The organism is Streptomyces sp. NPDC051136, assembly GCF_044455745.1.
Taxonomy (GTDB): Bacteria; Actinomycetota; Actinomycetes; order Streptomycetales; family Streptomycetaceae; genus Streptomyces.
In genome coordinates this window covers 290,684-304,203 of sequence record NZ_JBITFE010000003.1, presented here as the reverse complement: position 1 = coordinate 304,203, position 13,520 = coordinate 290,684, and the positions used below count along the sequence as shown (strand labels likewise).

General features: G+C 72.1%; 15 protein-coding genes and 1 tRNA gene. 4 read left to right on the top strand and 12 right to left on the bottom strand.

Annotated features, from left to right (window positions below):
- Positions 1-42: 42 nt before the first annotated feature.
- Positions 43-987: an RNA polymerase sigma factor SigJ gene (sigJ, locus tag ACIBCJ_RS10565; protein ID WP_365979409.1), complete on the top strand. Its 945-nt coding sequence runs from the start codon at positions 43-45 to the stop codon at positions 985-987.
- 190 nt (positions 988-1,177) lie between these two features.
- Positions 1,178-2,374, top strand: a complete 1,197-nt coding sequence (locus ACIBCJ_RS10560; RefSeq protein WP_365979408.1) for an FAD-dependent oxidoreductase — start codon at positions 1,178-1,180, stop codon at positions 2,372-2,374.
- A 13-nt stretch (positions 2,375-2,387) separates the two neighbouring features.
- Here ACIBCJ_RS10560 and ACIBCJ_RS10555 read toward each other — a convergent pair whose 3' ends face one another.
- The 4 genes from ACIBCJ_RS10555 to modA all read right to left on the bottom strand — a co-directional run bounded on the left by ACIBCJ_RS10555 (position 2,388) and on the right by modA (position 6,178).
- Positions 2,388-3,164, bottom strand: coding sequence for a polysaccharide deacetylase family protein (locus ACIBCJ_RS10555; protein WP_365979407.1), 777 nt, complete (start codon positions 3,162-3,164; stop codon positions 2,388-2,390).
- 235 nt (positions 3,165-3,399) lie between these two features.
- On the bottom strand, positions 3,400-4,482 hold the full coding sequence (locus ACIBCJ_RS10550) for an ABC transporter ATP-binding protein (RefSeq protein ID WP_362504784.1): 1,083 nt from the start codon (positions 4,480-4,482) through the stop codon (positions 3,400-3,402).
- Complete coding sequence (gene modB, locus ACIBCJ_RS10545; protein ID WP_362099633.1) at positions 4,479-5,348, bottom strand: molybdate ABC transporter permease subunit; 870 nt, start codon at positions 5,346-5,348, stop codon at positions 4,479-4,481. Before modB ends, ACIBCJ_RS10550 begins: the two co-directional genes overlap by 4 nt.
- Positions 5,345-6,178 (bottom strand): molybdate ABC transporter substrate-binding protein, encoded by an 834-nt coding sequence (gene modA, locus ACIBCJ_RS10540; RefSeq protein ID WP_365979406.1) that lies wholly within the window; start codon positions 6,176-6,178, stop codon positions 5,345-5,347. Before modA ends, modB begins: the two co-directional genes overlap by 4 nt.
- A gap of 188 nt (positions 6,179-6,366) precedes the next feature.
- Between modA and ACIBCJ_RS10535 the strand changes: the two genes are divergently transcribed.
- Positions 6,367-6,858, top strand: a complete 492-nt coding sequence (locus tag ACIBCJ_RS10535) for a molybdopterin-dependent oxidoreductase (protein WP_362099639.1) — start codon at positions 6,367-6,369, stop codon at positions 6,856-6,858.
- 77 nt (positions 6,859-6,935) lie between these two features.
- Here the strand turns inward: ACIBCJ_RS10535 and ACIBCJ_RS10530 are convergent, their stop codons facing one another.
- From ACIBCJ_RS10530 to ACIBCJ_RS10515, 4 genes are all read right to left on the bottom strand, one after another.
- Positions 6,936-7,331, bottom strand: coding sequence for a helix-turn-helix transcriptional regulator (locus tag ACIBCJ_RS10530; RefSeq protein WP_362099642.1), 396 nt, complete (start codon positions 7,329-7,331; stop codon positions 6,936-6,938).
- Between the two features lie 49 nt (positions 7,332-7,380).
- Positions 7,381-7,860: a MarR family transcriptional regulator gene (locus ACIBCJ_RS10525; RefSeq protein ID WP_365979405.1), complete on the bottom strand. Its 480-nt coding sequence runs from the start codon at positions 7,858-7,860 to the stop codon at positions 7,381-7,383.
- Between the two features lie 36 nt (positions 7,861-7,896).
- Positions 7,897-8,811: an NADP-dependent oxidoreductase gene (locus ACIBCJ_RS10520; protein ID WP_362099648.1), complete on the bottom strand. Its 915-nt coding sequence runs from the start codon at positions 8,809-8,811 to the stop codon at positions 7,897-7,899.
- 208 nt (positions 8,812-9,019) lie between these two features.
- Entirely contained in the window at positions 9,020-9,835 is an 816-nt protein-coding gene (locus ACIBCJ_RS10515; RefSeq protein WP_365979404.1) for a calcium-binding protein, read from the bottom strand.
- A gap of 373 nt (positions 9,836-10,208) precedes the next feature.
- Here ACIBCJ_RS10515 and ACIBCJ_RS10510 point away from each other — a divergent pair, with 373 nt between their 5' ends.
- Positions 10,209-10,814, top strand: a complete 606-nt coding sequence (locus ACIBCJ_RS10510; RefSeq protein ID WP_365979403.1) for a lytic polysaccharide monooxygenase — start codon at positions 10,209-10,211, stop codon at positions 10,812-10,814.
- Positions 10,815-10,976: 162 nt separating this feature from the next.
- Here ACIBCJ_RS10510 and ACIBCJ_RS10505 read toward each other — a convergent pair whose 3' ends face one another.
- The 4 genes from ACIBCJ_RS10505 to ACIBCJ_RS10490 all read right to left on the bottom strand — a co-directional run bounded on the left by ACIBCJ_RS10505 (position 10,977) and on the right by ACIBCJ_RS10490 (position 13,088).
- A complete protein-coding gene (locus ACIBCJ_RS10505) occupies positions 10,977-11,132 on the bottom strand; it encodes a DUF6131 family protein (RefSeq protein WP_133888716.1) in 156 nt (51 codons plus the stop codon).
- 209 nt (positions 11,133-11,341) lie between these two features.
- Entirely contained in the window at positions 11,342-11,869 is a 528-nt protein-coding gene (locus ACIBCJ_RS10500) for a sugar O-acetyltransferase (RefSeq protein WP_365979640.1), read from the bottom strand.
- Positions 11,870-12,095: 226 nt separating this feature from the next.
- Complete coding sequence (locus ACIBCJ_RS10495) at positions 12,096-12,662, bottom strand: Uma2 family endonuclease (RefSeq protein ID WP_365979402.1); 567 nt, start codon at positions 12,660-12,662, stop codon at positions 12,096-12,098.
- A gap of 355 nt (positions 12,663-13,017) precedes the next feature.
- Positions 13,018-13,088, bottom strand: a tRNA-Gly gene (locus tag ACIBCJ_RS10490).
- Between the last annotated feature and the right edge of the window lie 432 nt (positions 13,089-13,520).

The following is a 13,520-nucleotide window of genomic DNA, read 5'->3' as shown; positions in this document are numbered from 1 at the left end:
GGGCGCCGAGGCGCGGCCCCGGGAGTGGTTATGATCCGGGCCATGGCCCTGACCGTGAGCGACGTGGAACGGTTCGAGGCCTCCAGGCCGCGTCTGGAGGCCATCGCCTACCGTCTCCTCGGCTCGGCGAGCGAGGCCGAGGACGCCGTGCAGGAGACGTTCCTGCGCTGGCAGGCGGCCGAGGTGGAGCGCGTCGAGGTCCCCGAGGCCTGGCTGACCAAGGTCCTCACCAACCTCTGTCTCAACCAGCTCACTTCGGCCCGCGCACGGCGTGAGACCTACGTGGGCCAGTGGCTGCCCGAGCCGCTGCTCACCGGCGACCCCATGCTCGGCCCGGCGGAGACGGCCGAGCAGCGCGAGTCGGTCTCCCTCGCGGTGCTCGCGCTGCTGGAGCGGCTCTCACCGGGTGAGCGGGCGGTGTACGTGCTGCGCGAGGCGTTCCAGTACACGCACCGGGAGATCGCGGAGATCCTCGACATCAGCGAGGACGCCAGTCAGCAGACCCTGCACCGCGCCCGGAAGCACGTCGCGCAGGGCAGGGCCCGCACGGAGATCGACGAGGCCGCGGCCCGGCGGATCGTCGACGAGTTCCTCACGGCGGCCACCAGCGGCCGGACCGAACCGCTGGTCCGTCTGCTCACCCAGGACGCCGTGTCGATCGGCGACGGGGGCGGGAAGGTCCCGGCCCGCGCCAAGGCGTTCGAGGGTGCCCGTGCGGTGGCGACGTTCCTGCGGGGCCTGTTCAAGCCGGGCAAGGCCAAGCGCGACCTGGTCGGCGGCACCGCGGAGATTCACGCCGCCACTGCCAACGGCGACCCCGCCGTGGTGGCCGTCGTGCAGGGCCGGGTCGTCGGGATCATGTGCCTGGAGGTCACCACCGAGGGCATCGCGGGCTTCCGCAACCAGGTCAACCCCGACAAGCTCGAACGCGCCACGCGGCGGTGGGCGGCCACCGACCACGGAGAACCCCTGTTCCGGGCCTTCTGACCCCCTCCGCCGCCCTTCCCGCAGCGGCCCGTGCCGCCCTTTTCGGAGCGGCCTGCGCCGTCCTCCGGCCGCCCTCCGGCCAGTGAGTGACGCACGTCACGTCCGGCGGCTGTCAGGAATCGGCGGGCCGCCCGGTTCAAGGGGCGAGTCCCGCTGGAGAGCCTCAGCGGCCGAGACAAGGGAGCCCGTCATGCAGCACGCCACCCAGCACCGCATCGTCGTCCTGGGCGCCGGATACGCCGGGGCCGTCGCCGCCGGGCGGCTCGCCCGGCGCCTGCGCCGCACCGACGCGGCCATCACCCTCGTCAACGCCGAGCCCCACTTCGTCGAGCGGGTCCGGATGCACCAGCTCGCGGCCGGCCAGGACGTCGAGCCCCGGCCCCTCGCCGAGATGTTCGCGGGCACCGGCGTCGACCTGCGGATCGCGACGGTCACCGGTGTGGACGTCGACCGCAAGGCCGTGGCCGTCACCGATCAGGACGGCGCCGGTGAACTGGCGTATGACACCCTCGTCTACGCCCTCGGCAGCGCCTGGAACCACCAGGACGTGCCGGGCGTGGTGGAGCACGCCCACGAGATCGCCGGCCGGGCGGGCGCGCTGCGGCTGCGGGCCCGGCTGGCCGCTCTGGAGGCGGGCCGGTCCGTGGTGGTGGTCGGCGGCGGCCTCACCGGCCTGGAGGCCGCGTCCGAGGTCGCCGAGGCCCGGCCGGACCTGGACGTGACGCTCACGGCCGGTGGCGGCCTCGGCGACTGGCTCTCGCCCAGGGGCCGCCGCCACCTGCGGAAGGTCTTCACCGGCCTCGGCATCACGGTGCGCGAGAACGCCACCGTCACCTCGGTCGGCGCCGACCGCGTCGTCACCGCCGACGGCACGAGCGTCCCGGCCGACGTCACGGTGTGGACCACCGGGTTCGCCGTCGACCCCATGACGAAGGCCACCACGCTGGACGTCACGGACACGGGCCGGATCGTGGTCGACGCGACGATGCGCTCGGTGTCCCACCCGGACGTGTACGCCGTCGGCGACGCGGCCCTGGCGGCGGGCCCCGGCGGCAAGCCCCTGCGGATGTCGTGCGCCTCGGGCGTCCCCAGCGCCTGGCAGGCGGCCGACGCCGTCGCGGCCCGCCTGACCGGCCGGAAGCTGCCGGAGGTGACGCCCCGCTACTTCAACCAGTGCATCTCCCTGGGCCGCAGGCAGGGCCTGATCCAGTACGTCACGGCCGACGACCGCGCGGTGAGCGCGGCCCTGACCGGACGGCTCGCCGCCGTCTACAAGGAACTGGTCTGCCGGTCGGCGGCCTGGGGCGTCGCCAACCCGACCCTCGGCGTCCCGAGCCGCCGCCGCCCGGTCGCGCCCAGGAGTCCGGAGCCGGCCCCGGCGGTCTGAGCGGCAGCCGTACTCAGCGCACCGGGAAGCCGAAGGCGTAGCCCTGCTCCTGGAGCCGGGGCAGGACCCGCCGCAGCGCTTCGACGGTCTGGGCGCGGTCGCCCCCGGCGTCGTGGAAGAGGATCGTCGGCCCGTTCGGCAGCTCGCGCTGCACGGTGGTGACGATGGCGTCCGTGCCCGGCCGCTCGAAGTCCTTGGTGTCCACGTTCCAGCCCAGCGGACGCATGCCCCGGGAGGCGGCCAGCTTGCGGCTGTAGGGGGTGAACGCCCCGCCGGGCGCCCGGTAGTACATCGGCCGTACGCCCCCGGACGCCTCGGTGATCATGCGCTCGGCGTCGAGGATCTCCTTGGACTGGTAGGCCTCGGACTTCCGGTCCATGGCGGTGTCGTGCGACACCGAGTGGTCGCACAGCCGGTGCCCGGCCGCGACGACGTCCTTCACCAGCTCCGGGTGGGCCTGCGCCTGAAGGCCCGTCATGCAGAAGGTCGCCTTCACTCCGTACGCGTCGAGCAGGTCGAGCACCTGGGGCGTCCACGCCGGGTCGGGGCCGTCGTCGACGGTGATGTTGACGCCCCGCGGTCCCGCGTCCGAGGCGTGGGCGATGCCGGTGCCGACGGGCTCGACGCCCTTGCCCGAAGCGGTCGACGCGGACACCCGGGGCGCGGGGTCGCCGCCCACGGAGTCGGCCTGCGCGGTCCACATCGAGGCGGCGCCGGCGAGCAGCGTCACGCCGAGCGCCGCCCCGACCACCTTGCCGTACCAGCCCCGTCCACCACCGTGCCGCGCCATGTCCGCCGCCCCGCCTTCGCGTAGTACCTCGCCGCCGGCCCCGTTCACGCCGGGGACCACATGACAGGACGGGAGAAAGCGGCCGCGGGCTCCGTCCGTTACCAAGCACGGACATTTCGCGGGAGACTGCCCGGTCCGTCCGGTCCGCCCGGTCCGCCCGGTCCGCCCGGTCCGCCCGGTCCGCCCGGTCCGCCCGGTCCGGTGACGGTCCCGCCCTGCGCGGGGGCGGACCCCGTCAGTCGCGGTAGGCGTGGGTCTGGGTGGCCTTCACCGTGGCCCAGACGACCGCGCCCGGATGCAGGCCGAGTTCGGCGGCGGCGAGCGTGGTCAGGTCGGCGGCGAGGGGGAGTTCGCCGGTGAGGTCGGCGCGGATCCGGTCGCCGTGGGTCTCCAGGCCGGCCACCTCGCAGCGCCACACGTTGCGGGCGCTGGAGCCGGTGGGGCGGTCCCGGTGCAGGGTGACGGCGCTGGGCGCGAACGCGACGAAGGCGGGCCCGGTCAGCTCCTCGGTGGTCGTGATCGCGGGCCCGTCGTCGAGCCGTACCGTGTGGCCCTCGGCCCGCCCCCGGTAGAGGTTGAGCCCGACCAGGTGGGCGATGTAGTCGGTGCGCGGGTGGCGGGCGATGTGCGAGGGAGTGCCCTCCTGGACGACGTGGCCGTCCTCGACGACGACGAGGTGGTCGGCGAGGACCATCGCGTCCAGCGGGTCGTGCGTGACGAGTACGGCGACGGCCTCGAAGTCCGCCAGGTGGCGCCGGAGTTGCGCGCGGACGTCGAGGCGGGTGCGGGCGTCGAGGGCGGCGAGCGGCTCGTCCAGCAGCAGCAGCCGGGGGTGGGTGGCCAGGGCCCGGGCGAGGGCGACGCGCTGGGCCTGGCCGCCGGAGAGCCGGCGCGGCCGGACGCCGGCGTGTCCGGCGAGGCCCAGGCGCTCCAGCCAGGCGGCGGCCTGCGCCCGGGCCTCGGCCTTGGTCGCGCCCCGGCAGCGCGGTCCGAAGGCGACGTTGTCGAGCGCGGTCAGGTGGGGGAAGAGCAGGTAGTCCTGGAAGACGACCCCGACCGGCCGGGACTCGGGCGGCGTACGGTCCAGCTCCACGCCGTCGAGGCGCAGACGGCCGTCCGAGAGCGGGACGAGACCGGCGAGGGCGCGCAGGGCGGTGGTCTTCCCGGCGCCGTTGGGCCCGAGCAGCGCGACGACGTCGCCGGGTGCCGCCGTCAGAGCCACGTCGAGGCGGAAGGCGCCCCGCTCGACGACGAGACGGGCGTCGAGCCCCTGGGCCCCGGCGTCCGTGCCCTCGGTGGTCTGCTCCGTGCCGGTCATGAGGCGGTCATCCAGCGGTCGCGCAGTCCGGCGAGTACGGCGATGGACACGGCCAGCAGGACCAGGCTGAGGGCGATGGCGGCCTCCGGGTCGCTCTGCAGGGCGAGGTAGACCGCCAGCGGCATGGTCTGGGTGCGGCCGGGGAAGTTCCCGGCGAAGGTGATCGTCGCCCCGAACTCGCCGAGCGCCCGCGCCCAGGCCAGCACGGCGCCGGCGGCGATGCCGGGCGCGATCAGCGGCAGCGTGACCCGGCGGAACGCGGTGAAGCGGGAGGCGCCCAGGGTGGTGGCCGCCTCCTCGTAGCGGGGGTCGGCGGCGCGCAGGGTGCCCTCGACGCTGATGACGAGGAACGGCATCGCCACGAACGCCTCCGCGAGGATCACGCCGGTGGTGGTGAACGGCAGCGTGATCCCGAACCAGGAGTCCAGCCACTGCCCGACGACCCCGTTGCGGCCCAGGGCCATGAGCAGGGCGACACCGCCCACCACCGGCGGCAGCACCAGCGGCAGCGTCACCAGGGCCCGGACCAGGCCGCGTCCCGGGAACTCCACCCGGGCCAGCAGCCAGGCCAGCGGCACGCCGATCACCATGCTCACCGCGGTCGCCGCCGTGGCGCAGATCAGCGACAGGCGCAGCGCCTGCCACACCTCGGTACTGGTCAGCAGCTCGGGCATGCTCGCCCAGGGCGCCCGGATCAGCAGCGCGACCAGCGGGAGGACCAGGAAGGCCAGGCCGATCAGCGCGGGCACGAGCAGCGGCAGGGGAGCCGCGCCACCGCGCCCCCGGCCCCCCGGCCGGACACGGCGGCGCCGCGGCCCACCCGGACGGGGATCGGCCGCGGCACCTGACTCGAGCGGAGCGGTCACGGGGCGGTGAACCCGGCCCCGGTCAGCACCTTCTGCCCCTCGGCGGACCGCACCAGCGCGATGAACGCCTTGCCGGCCGCCGTGTTGGGGGCGTCCTTGAGCAGGGTGATCGGATAGTCGTTGACGGCCTCGGCCGACTCGGGGAACTCCACGCCCTCCACCTTGTCACCGGCCGCCCGCACATCCGTCTTGTAGACGACGGCGGCGTCGGCCTCCTTGAGGACCACCTTGTTGAGCGCCGACTTCACGTCCTCCTCGTAGGAGACCGGGGTGAGCTTGAGGTCCGCGGCGGTCAGCGCCTTCTGGGCGGCCGCGCCGCAGGGAACCGTCTTGTCGCACAGGACGACCTTGAGATCGTCCCCGGTGAGGTCCTTCAGGGAGGCGACCTTGTCCGGGTTGCCGGGCAGGGTGGCGATCTCCAGCCGGTTGCGGACGAAGGTGGCCGGCGTCCCGGCGGCGGCGTCCGCGTCGGTGACGACCTTCATGGTCTTGGGGCTGGCGGAGGCGAACACGTCGGCCGGGGCCCCGTTGGTGATGCCCGCGGCGAGCGAGTCGCTGCCGCCGAAGTTGAAGACCACCTTGGTGCCGGGGTGCTGCTTCTCGAACTCCTTGCCCAGCTCGGTGAAGCTCTCCGTCAGCGAGGCCGCGGCGAAGACGTTCACGGTCCCGGACAGCTTGTCCGAACCACCGGCCTCCGCGTCGGAGCCGGAGCCGGAGCCGGAGCCGGCATCGGAATCGGAGGACGAGCAGGCGCTCAGGGCCAGCAGCGCGGCGGCACCTGCGCCGGCCACCTGAAGCATCCGGCGGGTCCGACGCGCGGAACGGGTCATCACGGGTCCACTCCCTCAAGTTCCTGACCAGAACATACGCCGAGCATACTGCCGCAGATGCGAGCCGTAAGTCTCCTGTCGCTTCGCATGAGCAGGCCCTATGAACCCTTGCCCTGGCATGTGCGTTCGTACGGGGCGTTTGTGCGGCGGGGTCGGCCGGGTACGTAGACGGCGGGAGGTGGTAGCCCGTGAGTCAGTCCCTCGCAGCCGCCGGTACGGCACCCGGCCCCCCGGCCGAGATCGTCCTCACCGGGGACCTGGCCCGGCCGGCCCGGCTGACGGTGTCCGACCTGCTTGCCCGGCCCCAGCACACCGCGCAGGTCGCCTTCGAGTGCGCCACCAGCGGCATCCGCCACCACCGCTTCACCGGACCGCTCCTGCACGACGTCCTCAGCGACAGCGCCCCGGCCTTCGACCCCGCCCGCCGCAAGGACCGGCTGCGCTTCCTGATCTCCGTGCACGGCGCCGACGGCCACCGGGCGCTGCTGTCCTGGGCGGAGATCGACCCGGACTTCGGCCGCGCCCCCGTGCTGCTCGCCGTCACCCTGGACGGCACCCCGCTCGACCGCGTCGGCCCGCAGCTGGTGCTGCCCCAGGACCGCTGCGGCGGCCGCCACATCAGCGCCGTCGACACGATCCGCGTCGACGGCGGCTACCCCACGGCACGCGCGACCCGGTGAGACGTCCCCGGACACCGCGGCCCGCCCGCGACCACCGGCGCAGGCCACGGACCACCGGCGCCGGCCACCGGATCGGATCAGACCCGATCGACGTGCACGTTCGTCGACTTCACCCGGGCGGTGGCCTCCACGCCGACCTCCAGACCCAACTCCTCCACGGCCTCCCGCGTGAGCAGCGAGACCAGCCGGTGCGGCCCGGCCTGGATCTCCACCTGGGCCGCCACGTCCCCCAGCTTGATCGCGGTGACGATGCCGGGAAAGGCGTTGCGCACCGACGTGTAGGAGGTGCCTTCCTCCCCGCTGCCGCCCTGTGCGAGCTCCACGGAGAACGCCGCCAGGTCCTTCCCGTCGATGAGCCGCTTCCCGCCCTCGTCGCGGTGGGTCGCCACCCGTCCCGCGTCCGCCCACCGCCGCGCGGTGTCCGGACTGACGCCGAGCAGCCGGGCCGCCTGGCCGATCGTGTATGCCTGCATGGCCGCCAAGATAGAACAGCGGCGGAAGCGACCGCCCGGCCGCGCGGGCTCACTCCGCGGCCGTCGGCCGGCCGTGCTCCCTGATCGACGTTTCGATCACCCGCGCGCACCCGGTGAACACGTCGACCTGCTCAGGAGTCAGGTCCCGCACCGAGATCCGCTCCAGGGTGCGCCACATGTCGGCGATGGGTTCCCGCAGCGCGCGCCCGGCATCGGTGAGACGGACCACCATGACCCGCCGGTCGTGGGGGGCGGGCTCCCGGGTGAGCAGCCCCGCCTCCTGCATGCGGCGCAGCGACTTGGAGACCGTCGAGTGGTCGAGGCCCACCTGCTCCAGCAGTTCGGCCTGGGTCTGACCGTCCCGGTCGAAGAGCTGCATCAGCAGCAGCTCCTGCCCCGGGTGCAAATTCATGGCACGCAGCATGGCGGCGGCATGGCCGCGGTGGGCGCGGGCGAGCTGGAAGACGGCGTAGCTCAACCGTCCCTCGCTCGCCGCCGACGGCGGCTGGGACGACGTGGAACCGGACATGGCTGCTCCCTCGGCCACCGCGGTGGCAGTGGTCGTTCAGTTGACGGTGAGGACGATCTTGCCCCGGTTGTGGCCCGCGTCGCTGGCCTGCTGCGCCTGGGCGGCCTGCGCCAGCGGGTAGGTGGCGCCGACCGTGGTGACCAGTGTGCCGTCCGCCGCCTGCCGGGCGATCTCGGCGAGACGGACCGCGGAACGGCGCTGGGGCCCCTCGGCGAAGACCACGCCGAGTTCGCGGGCGCGGAAGTCGGCGGTGGTGACGATCCGGTCGGTGCCGCCGCGCAGGATGATGGAGTCCTCCAACGCGCCCTTGCCGGCCGCGTCGAAGACCGCGTCCACTCCTTCGGGAGCGAGCGCGCGGACCCGCTCGACGAGGCCGTCCCCGTAGACCAGCGCGGTGGCGCCGAGCGAGGTGACGTAGTCCTGGTTGCCCGGCCCCGCGGTGCCGATGACCCGGGCGCCGCGGGCGACGGCGAGCTGGACGGCGACGGTGCCGAGGGCGCCCGAGGCCCCGTGGATCAGCAGCGTCTCGCCCGCACCGACGCCCAGCAGGTCCAGCACGCGTTCGGCGCCGTCGCTCGCCACGGGCAGCGCGGCGGCGTGGGTCCAGTCCAGGCCGGCCGGCTTGGGGGCGAGGACCGAGGCCGGGGCGAGGGCGTACTGGGCGTAGGAGCCGGTGTCGGACCAGCCCAGCACCTCGTCGCCCACCTTCAGGTGATCGACGTCCGCCCCGACCGCGTCGACCACGCCCGCGATCTCCCCGCCGGGCACGGCGGGCAGGGTGGTGGGGAATACGGCCTCCATGCTCCCCGAACGGATCTTGCCGTCCACCGGGTTCACCCCGACGGCGCGGACCCGCACGCGGACCTGGCCGGGTCCGGGCTCGGGGACCGCGATCTCCGCCTCGTGCAGGACCTCGGTACCGCCGAACGCATCGAAAACGATGGCCTTCATGACTGCTCTCCTGACGTGGGGTCCGTTGCGCCCACCACTTCTGTGGCCAGCCACATAAAAGTAGCACCGATTACGTGGCTAGCCAACTATTCGCTCGCGGTGCAGAGCGGCGCTCGGGGCCCGCGACGCGGTTCGCGCCGCGGGCCGCAGTCATCAGTGCGGGTACGGGCGTGGATACGGGCGTTGGTGCGGACGTCGGTGGGCGCGCCTACCGGAGGACGAGGTCGCGGCCGGGCCCGCCTTCCACGGTGTCCTGCCCCGGGCCGCCGCAGACCAGGTCGTCGCCGCCCTCGCCGTCCAGGGTGTCGTCGCCGGGGCCGCCGAGGACGACGTCCCGGCCGTCCCCGCCCATGGCGTGGTCGTCGCCGGTGCCGGCGTACACGGTGTCGTCACCGCCGTAGCCCTCGATCATGTCGTCGCCCGGACCGCCCCACATCCGCTGGTCGCCGTCGTCGCCCATCAGGTGGTCCATGCCCTCGCCGCCGTTCAGGGTGGCGGGTCCCATGAGCATGTCGTCCCCCGCGTCGCCCAGCACCGTGCGGGCGGTGTGGGCGTGCAGTTCGTCGTCGCCGGGGCCGCCGCGGACGGTGCCGACCCCGGGGTCGAAGGCGGCGATCGTGTCGTCGCCGTCGCCGAGGAGGACGTCGATCCTGTCGGGCCGGGAGCTCTCGGCCGGCAGCTCGCAGACGACGGACGTGGTGTCCTCGGCTCTGGAGTACGCGCAGTGGTCGCCCGGTTGGAGCGGGACCACGTCGGTGAAGCCGATCCGCCGGATCCCGTCACTGGTGTACATGGAGAAGATGTTGACGTCGTTGGCCTGCCCCGCGGCCGCGGTGAAGACGATCGACTGGCTTGCCCAGTCGGCTCCGACGTGTGCCTTCGCCTCGGTGGCGGTGGCGGTGGCGGTGGCGGTGCTTGTGCCTGTGGTCGCGGCCGGGGTGGCGGCGGCTGCCGGACCGGCGGCGAGTCCGGCGGTGAACAGGATCACGGCGGCCGCGCCGACGGCGGCTCGGTTCCGGGTCATGGGACCTCATCTCGGTGGGGTGGAGGCGGGCCGACCTGTCGACGGCCCCCTCCGGATGCGCTGGTCGGGTTTCCTCGGCCAGTCATGTTCCCGGTGTCACCGTGGCCCGTCGAGACCGACCCGGGTGCGGGAAGGCGTCCCACCAAGCCCTGAGATCAAGCGAGTTGAGGATTCGTGCAGGTCCACGCGGCCTCCTCGTGCGGCCCGTGATCGACTTTGTTTGTTGCATTGACATTTCACTCGGAGGTCCTACCGTTGGGAGCGCTCCCACTACAGCCTTGCCACTGGAAGGAGTTCCCCCCACATGCGCACACAGAGTCCGTTAACCGGGCCTTCGCGGTCGTCGCTCCGCCGGCCTCTCCAGGCGCTCGTCATGCTGTTCGCCGTGGTCGCCGGCGCACTGACCTGGTCGGCCCCCGCCCAGGCCCACGGCACCATCGTCGGCCCCGCCTCCCGCGCGTACCAGTGCTGGAAGAACTGGGGCAGCAACCACACGAACCCGGCGATGCAGACCGAAGACCCCATGTGCTGGCAGGCGTTCCAGGCCAACGCCGACACCATGTGGAACTGGATGAGCGCACTCCGCGACGGCCTCGGCGGCCAGTTCCAGGCGAAGACGCCCGACGGCACGCTCTGCAGCAACAACCTCTCGAGGAACGCCAGTCTGAACAAGCCCGGGGCGTGGAAGACCACCACCGTCGGCAACAACTTCTCGGTCCACCTGTACGACCAGGCGTCCCACGGTGCCGACTACTTCAAGGTCTACGTGAGCAAGCAGGGCTTCGACCCGAAGACCCAGACCCTGGGCTGGGGAAACCTCGACTTCATCACGCAGACCGGCCGCTACGCCCCCGCGCAGGACATCACGTTCCCCGTCCAGACCTCCGGCTACACCGGACACCACGTCCTGTTCGTGATCTGGCAGGCCTCGCACCTCGACCAGGCCTACATGTGGTGCAGTGACGTGAACTTCGGCTGAGCCGGCGAGCGCCGCACACGTCCCCGGCCTCGGCCCGTGCGGCGCCCGCTCACCGGCCTGACGGCAGAGAACCCCCCGGGTCGACGACCCGGGGGGTTCGAGCGCGGAGCGGAAACCGCCACGGCGCTCACGGCTGGGGGAGGGAAAGTCCCGACGGCTGGGTCAGAAATAGTGCTTTCGACCGCCGACGGCACGCCCGGTGGCGCCGAGGATCCACAGAACCGCACCAACCGCTATCAAGATCCCGCCTATCGTCGTCAGGAGGGATATTCCTGCCAGGATTCCGATGATCAGTAGGATGAGGCCAATGACGATCATTGCGATTCTTTCCTCTCGAGTTTTCCAGTACGCGTAGGCGTATGAGTGGATCTCGACCGTTGGTTCCGCCAGGCATACGCCTCGACCGGTCACTGCTGAGGTGCTGGTATCCGTATTCGGTAGTGCCGAGTTTTCCTCTGCGGACCACCGAATACCCTGCTTCCGACGGTGTACGCCGCCCTTTGCCACCGACCTCGGTCAGGCCCGGGTCAGTCGATCCTCTTGATCACCCGGGCGGGCACTCCCGCGACCATGGTGCCGGCCGGAACATCATGCGTGACCACCGCACCGGCAGCGATCACCGAACCGGCGCCGAGGGTCACTCCCTGCGTGATCACGGCGGCCGTCCCGATCCAGACGTCGTCCTCGATGACGATCGGGGCGAAGGAGAGGTGCTCGCGACGCTCGGCCAGGGGCAGCGGATGGCCCCCGGTGATGAGGCTGACCTTCGGGGCCATCATGACGCCGTTTCCGATACGGATGCCTCCTTTGTCCATGAAGGTGCATCCCTGATTGACGAAGGCCTTTCCCTCGAACGTCGTGTTGAGCCCGTGCTCGGTGTAGAACGGCGGGTAGATGACCACCGACTCCGGCAGCGGTCCACCGAAGACGACGGAAAGAAGCTCCGCGCGGCCTCCGGTGTCGCTGAACGGAAGGACGTTCAGCCGAGAGGTCGCATCGGTCACCTCCGCCACCCTCTCCGCATAGCGGGCGAACTCGGGCGTCCGGATGTACATGACCTGCTCTGTGCGGGTAGACATGCGCCGATCCCACCACCGCGCGGAACACCGGATCAAACAACGCCGCCTCCCATCCGCCACAACCAACAGTTGTGGACTCCAGGTCGAGGCGTGGACGTCACGGCGCCGCGAACGTCCATGGCGGTCGCGGAGACCGGCCGGTTCCGTCCGCCGGACGCACCGCTGCGCGCGGAGCGGCCCCTCTGACTGCCCCGCGGCCGGTTCAGATCCGACCGAGGTCGACCTCCGCCGCGAAGGGAGCGGTGATCTTCAGGACGCCGACGTACACGTCCCCCTCGCGGTACCTCCTCGTCGCGGGATCGAGCAGATACGTGTAGACCAGCGGCGCGCCCGTCGCGGCCTGCTCGATCCGCCAGTAGAAGCCGATCCCGGCCTTGGCGTACTGGTCCACCTTCACGATCCGGTCGGTGGTCTCCGAGCCCGGCGACACCACCTCGGCCACGAGCAGTACGTGCTCCGGGCGGGTGGGGCTGATGTCGATCGTGTCCGCACGGTAGACGACGACGTCGGGACGACGATTGGTCAGCGGGACGTCCTGCAGCCGGACGTCGAACTCCGTGTCGGCGTTCCAGTCGGGGCCGGCCGCGACGTCCAAGGCGTTCGCCAGGATCCGGGCCAGCCGATGGTGCCGCTTGGAGGCGCTGGGGCTCACGACGACCATTCCGTCCACGATCTCGATGCCGGCGCACTGCTCCTCGGACCACGACTCGTACTGCTCGGCCGTGATCTGCTGGTGCATCCACGCCGGGGCCACCATCTCGGCAGTCATGACATGCCTCCCGGAGACTGTGCGGCGGGCCCGATCCCGCTTCGCTCAGCGTACTGACTCCCGAGCGCCGGGGTGGTCACGCCATTGACGCCATGCTGTGCGCGACCGCCCTGCAGCATCCCGGCAGGGTGACGATCCTGACGTCGGGTAGAAGGGTGCTGCTTCCGGGCGCACCTCCGTCGATCGGAAGCGGCGTCATGCACGCGCGACCAAGGCCACGATGGTCAGCGGGATCGAGTCCTCCGGGCTCGGGCGGAGGCTGCCCAGGACGACCGACGAGCTTTCCTGCACGCGACGAGTGATCGCCAAGGGCAGCAAAAAAGGCCCAGGTCTCTGACCTGGGCCTCAGTCACGGAGCGGGTGACGAGAATCGAACTCGCGCTCTCAGCTTGGGAAGCTGATGTTCTACCATTAAACTACACCCGCGTAAGACGCCGACCACAGCCGGTGTCCGGACGCCCGCTCACTCTACCCCATGCCCGGCCCCCGGTGTTCGCGCCGTGGGGCCGGTGGCCGTTTTCCGGGGTGTCGACGCGGCTGCGGGGGGCACCAGTTGGGGCGTACGGTGGGGGCCCCGGAGAGGGTCCGCGCGAGGGCGGAGTGCCGCCTGGAGAGTCGTCTCTTTCATCCCGTACTGTGGCTTTTGTCGTCAGGGCAGTACGTCAGACGCGGCTCTTGGGGAAGGGACTTGAAGGACTTGATGGAGCACACCGTCGTCCGCTGTGCCGATGGGCACGTGTTCACCGCCACCTCGTTCCCGATGCAGAAGGCCGAGCGGCTCGGCCCCGGTCGGCTCGTCCGATGTCCGCGGTGTGCGCGGCTGCGGAGTGCCGTGCCGGTGGGTGCGGAGAGGCGGTA

Bases quoted from the DNA above. Each gene is read 5' to 3' on its own strand.
- ACIBCJ_RS10505 (WP_133888716.1), bottom strand. From the start codon at position 11,132: ATGATCGTCATTGGCCTCATCCTACTGATCATCGGAATCCTGGCAGGA.
- ACIBCJ_RS10530 (WP_362099642.1), bottom strand. From the start codon at position 7,331: ATGCAGGCATACACGATCGGCCAGGCGGCCCGGCTGCTCGGCGTCAGT.
- ACIBCJ_RS10520 (WP_362099648.1), bottom strand. From the start codon at position 8,811: ATGAAGGCCATCGTTTTCGATGCGTTCGGCGGTACCGAGGTCCTGCAC.
- modA (WP_365979406.1), bottom strand. From the start codon at position 6,178: ATGACCCGTTCCGCGCGTCGGACCCGCCGGATGCTTCAGGTGGCCGGC.
- ACIBCJ_RS10510 (WP_365979403.1), top strand. From the start codon at position 10,209: ATGCTGTTCGCCGTGGTCGCCGGCGCACTGACCTGGTCGGCCCCCGCC.
- ACIBCJ_RS10500 (WP_365979640.1), bottom strand. From the start codon at position 11,869: ATGTACATCCGGACGCCCGAGTTCGCCCGCTATGCGGAGAGGGTGGCG.
- ACIBCJ_RS10550 (WP_362504784.1), bottom strand. From the start codon at position 4,482: ATGACCGGCACGGAGCAGACCACCGAGGGCACGGACGCCGGGGCCCAG.
- ACIBCJ_RS10525 (WP_365979405.1), bottom strand. From the start codon at position 7,860: ATGTCCGGTTCCACGTCGTCCCAGCCGCCGTCGGCGGCGAGCGAGGGA.
- ACIBCJ_RS10515 (WP_365979404.1), bottom strand. From the start codon at position 9,835: ATGACCCGGAACCGAGCCGCCGTCGGCGCGGCCGCCGTGATCCTGTTC.
- sigJ (WP_365979409.1), top strand. From the start codon at position 43: ATGGCCCTGACCGTGAGCGACGTGGAACGGTTCGAGGCCTCCAGGCCG.
- ACIBCJ_RS10560 (WP_365979408.1), top strand. From the start codon at position 1,178: ATGCAGCACGCCACCCAGCACCGCATCGTCGTCCTGGGCGCCGGATAC.
- ACIBCJ_RS10495 (WP_365979402.1), bottom strand. From the start codon at position 12,662: ATGACTGCCGAGATGGTGGCCCCGGCGTGGATGCACCAGCAGATCACG.
- ACIBCJ_RS10555 (WP_365979407.1), bottom strand. From the start codon at position 3,164: ATGGCGCGGCACGGTGGTGGACGGGGCTGGTACGGCAAGGTGGTCGGG.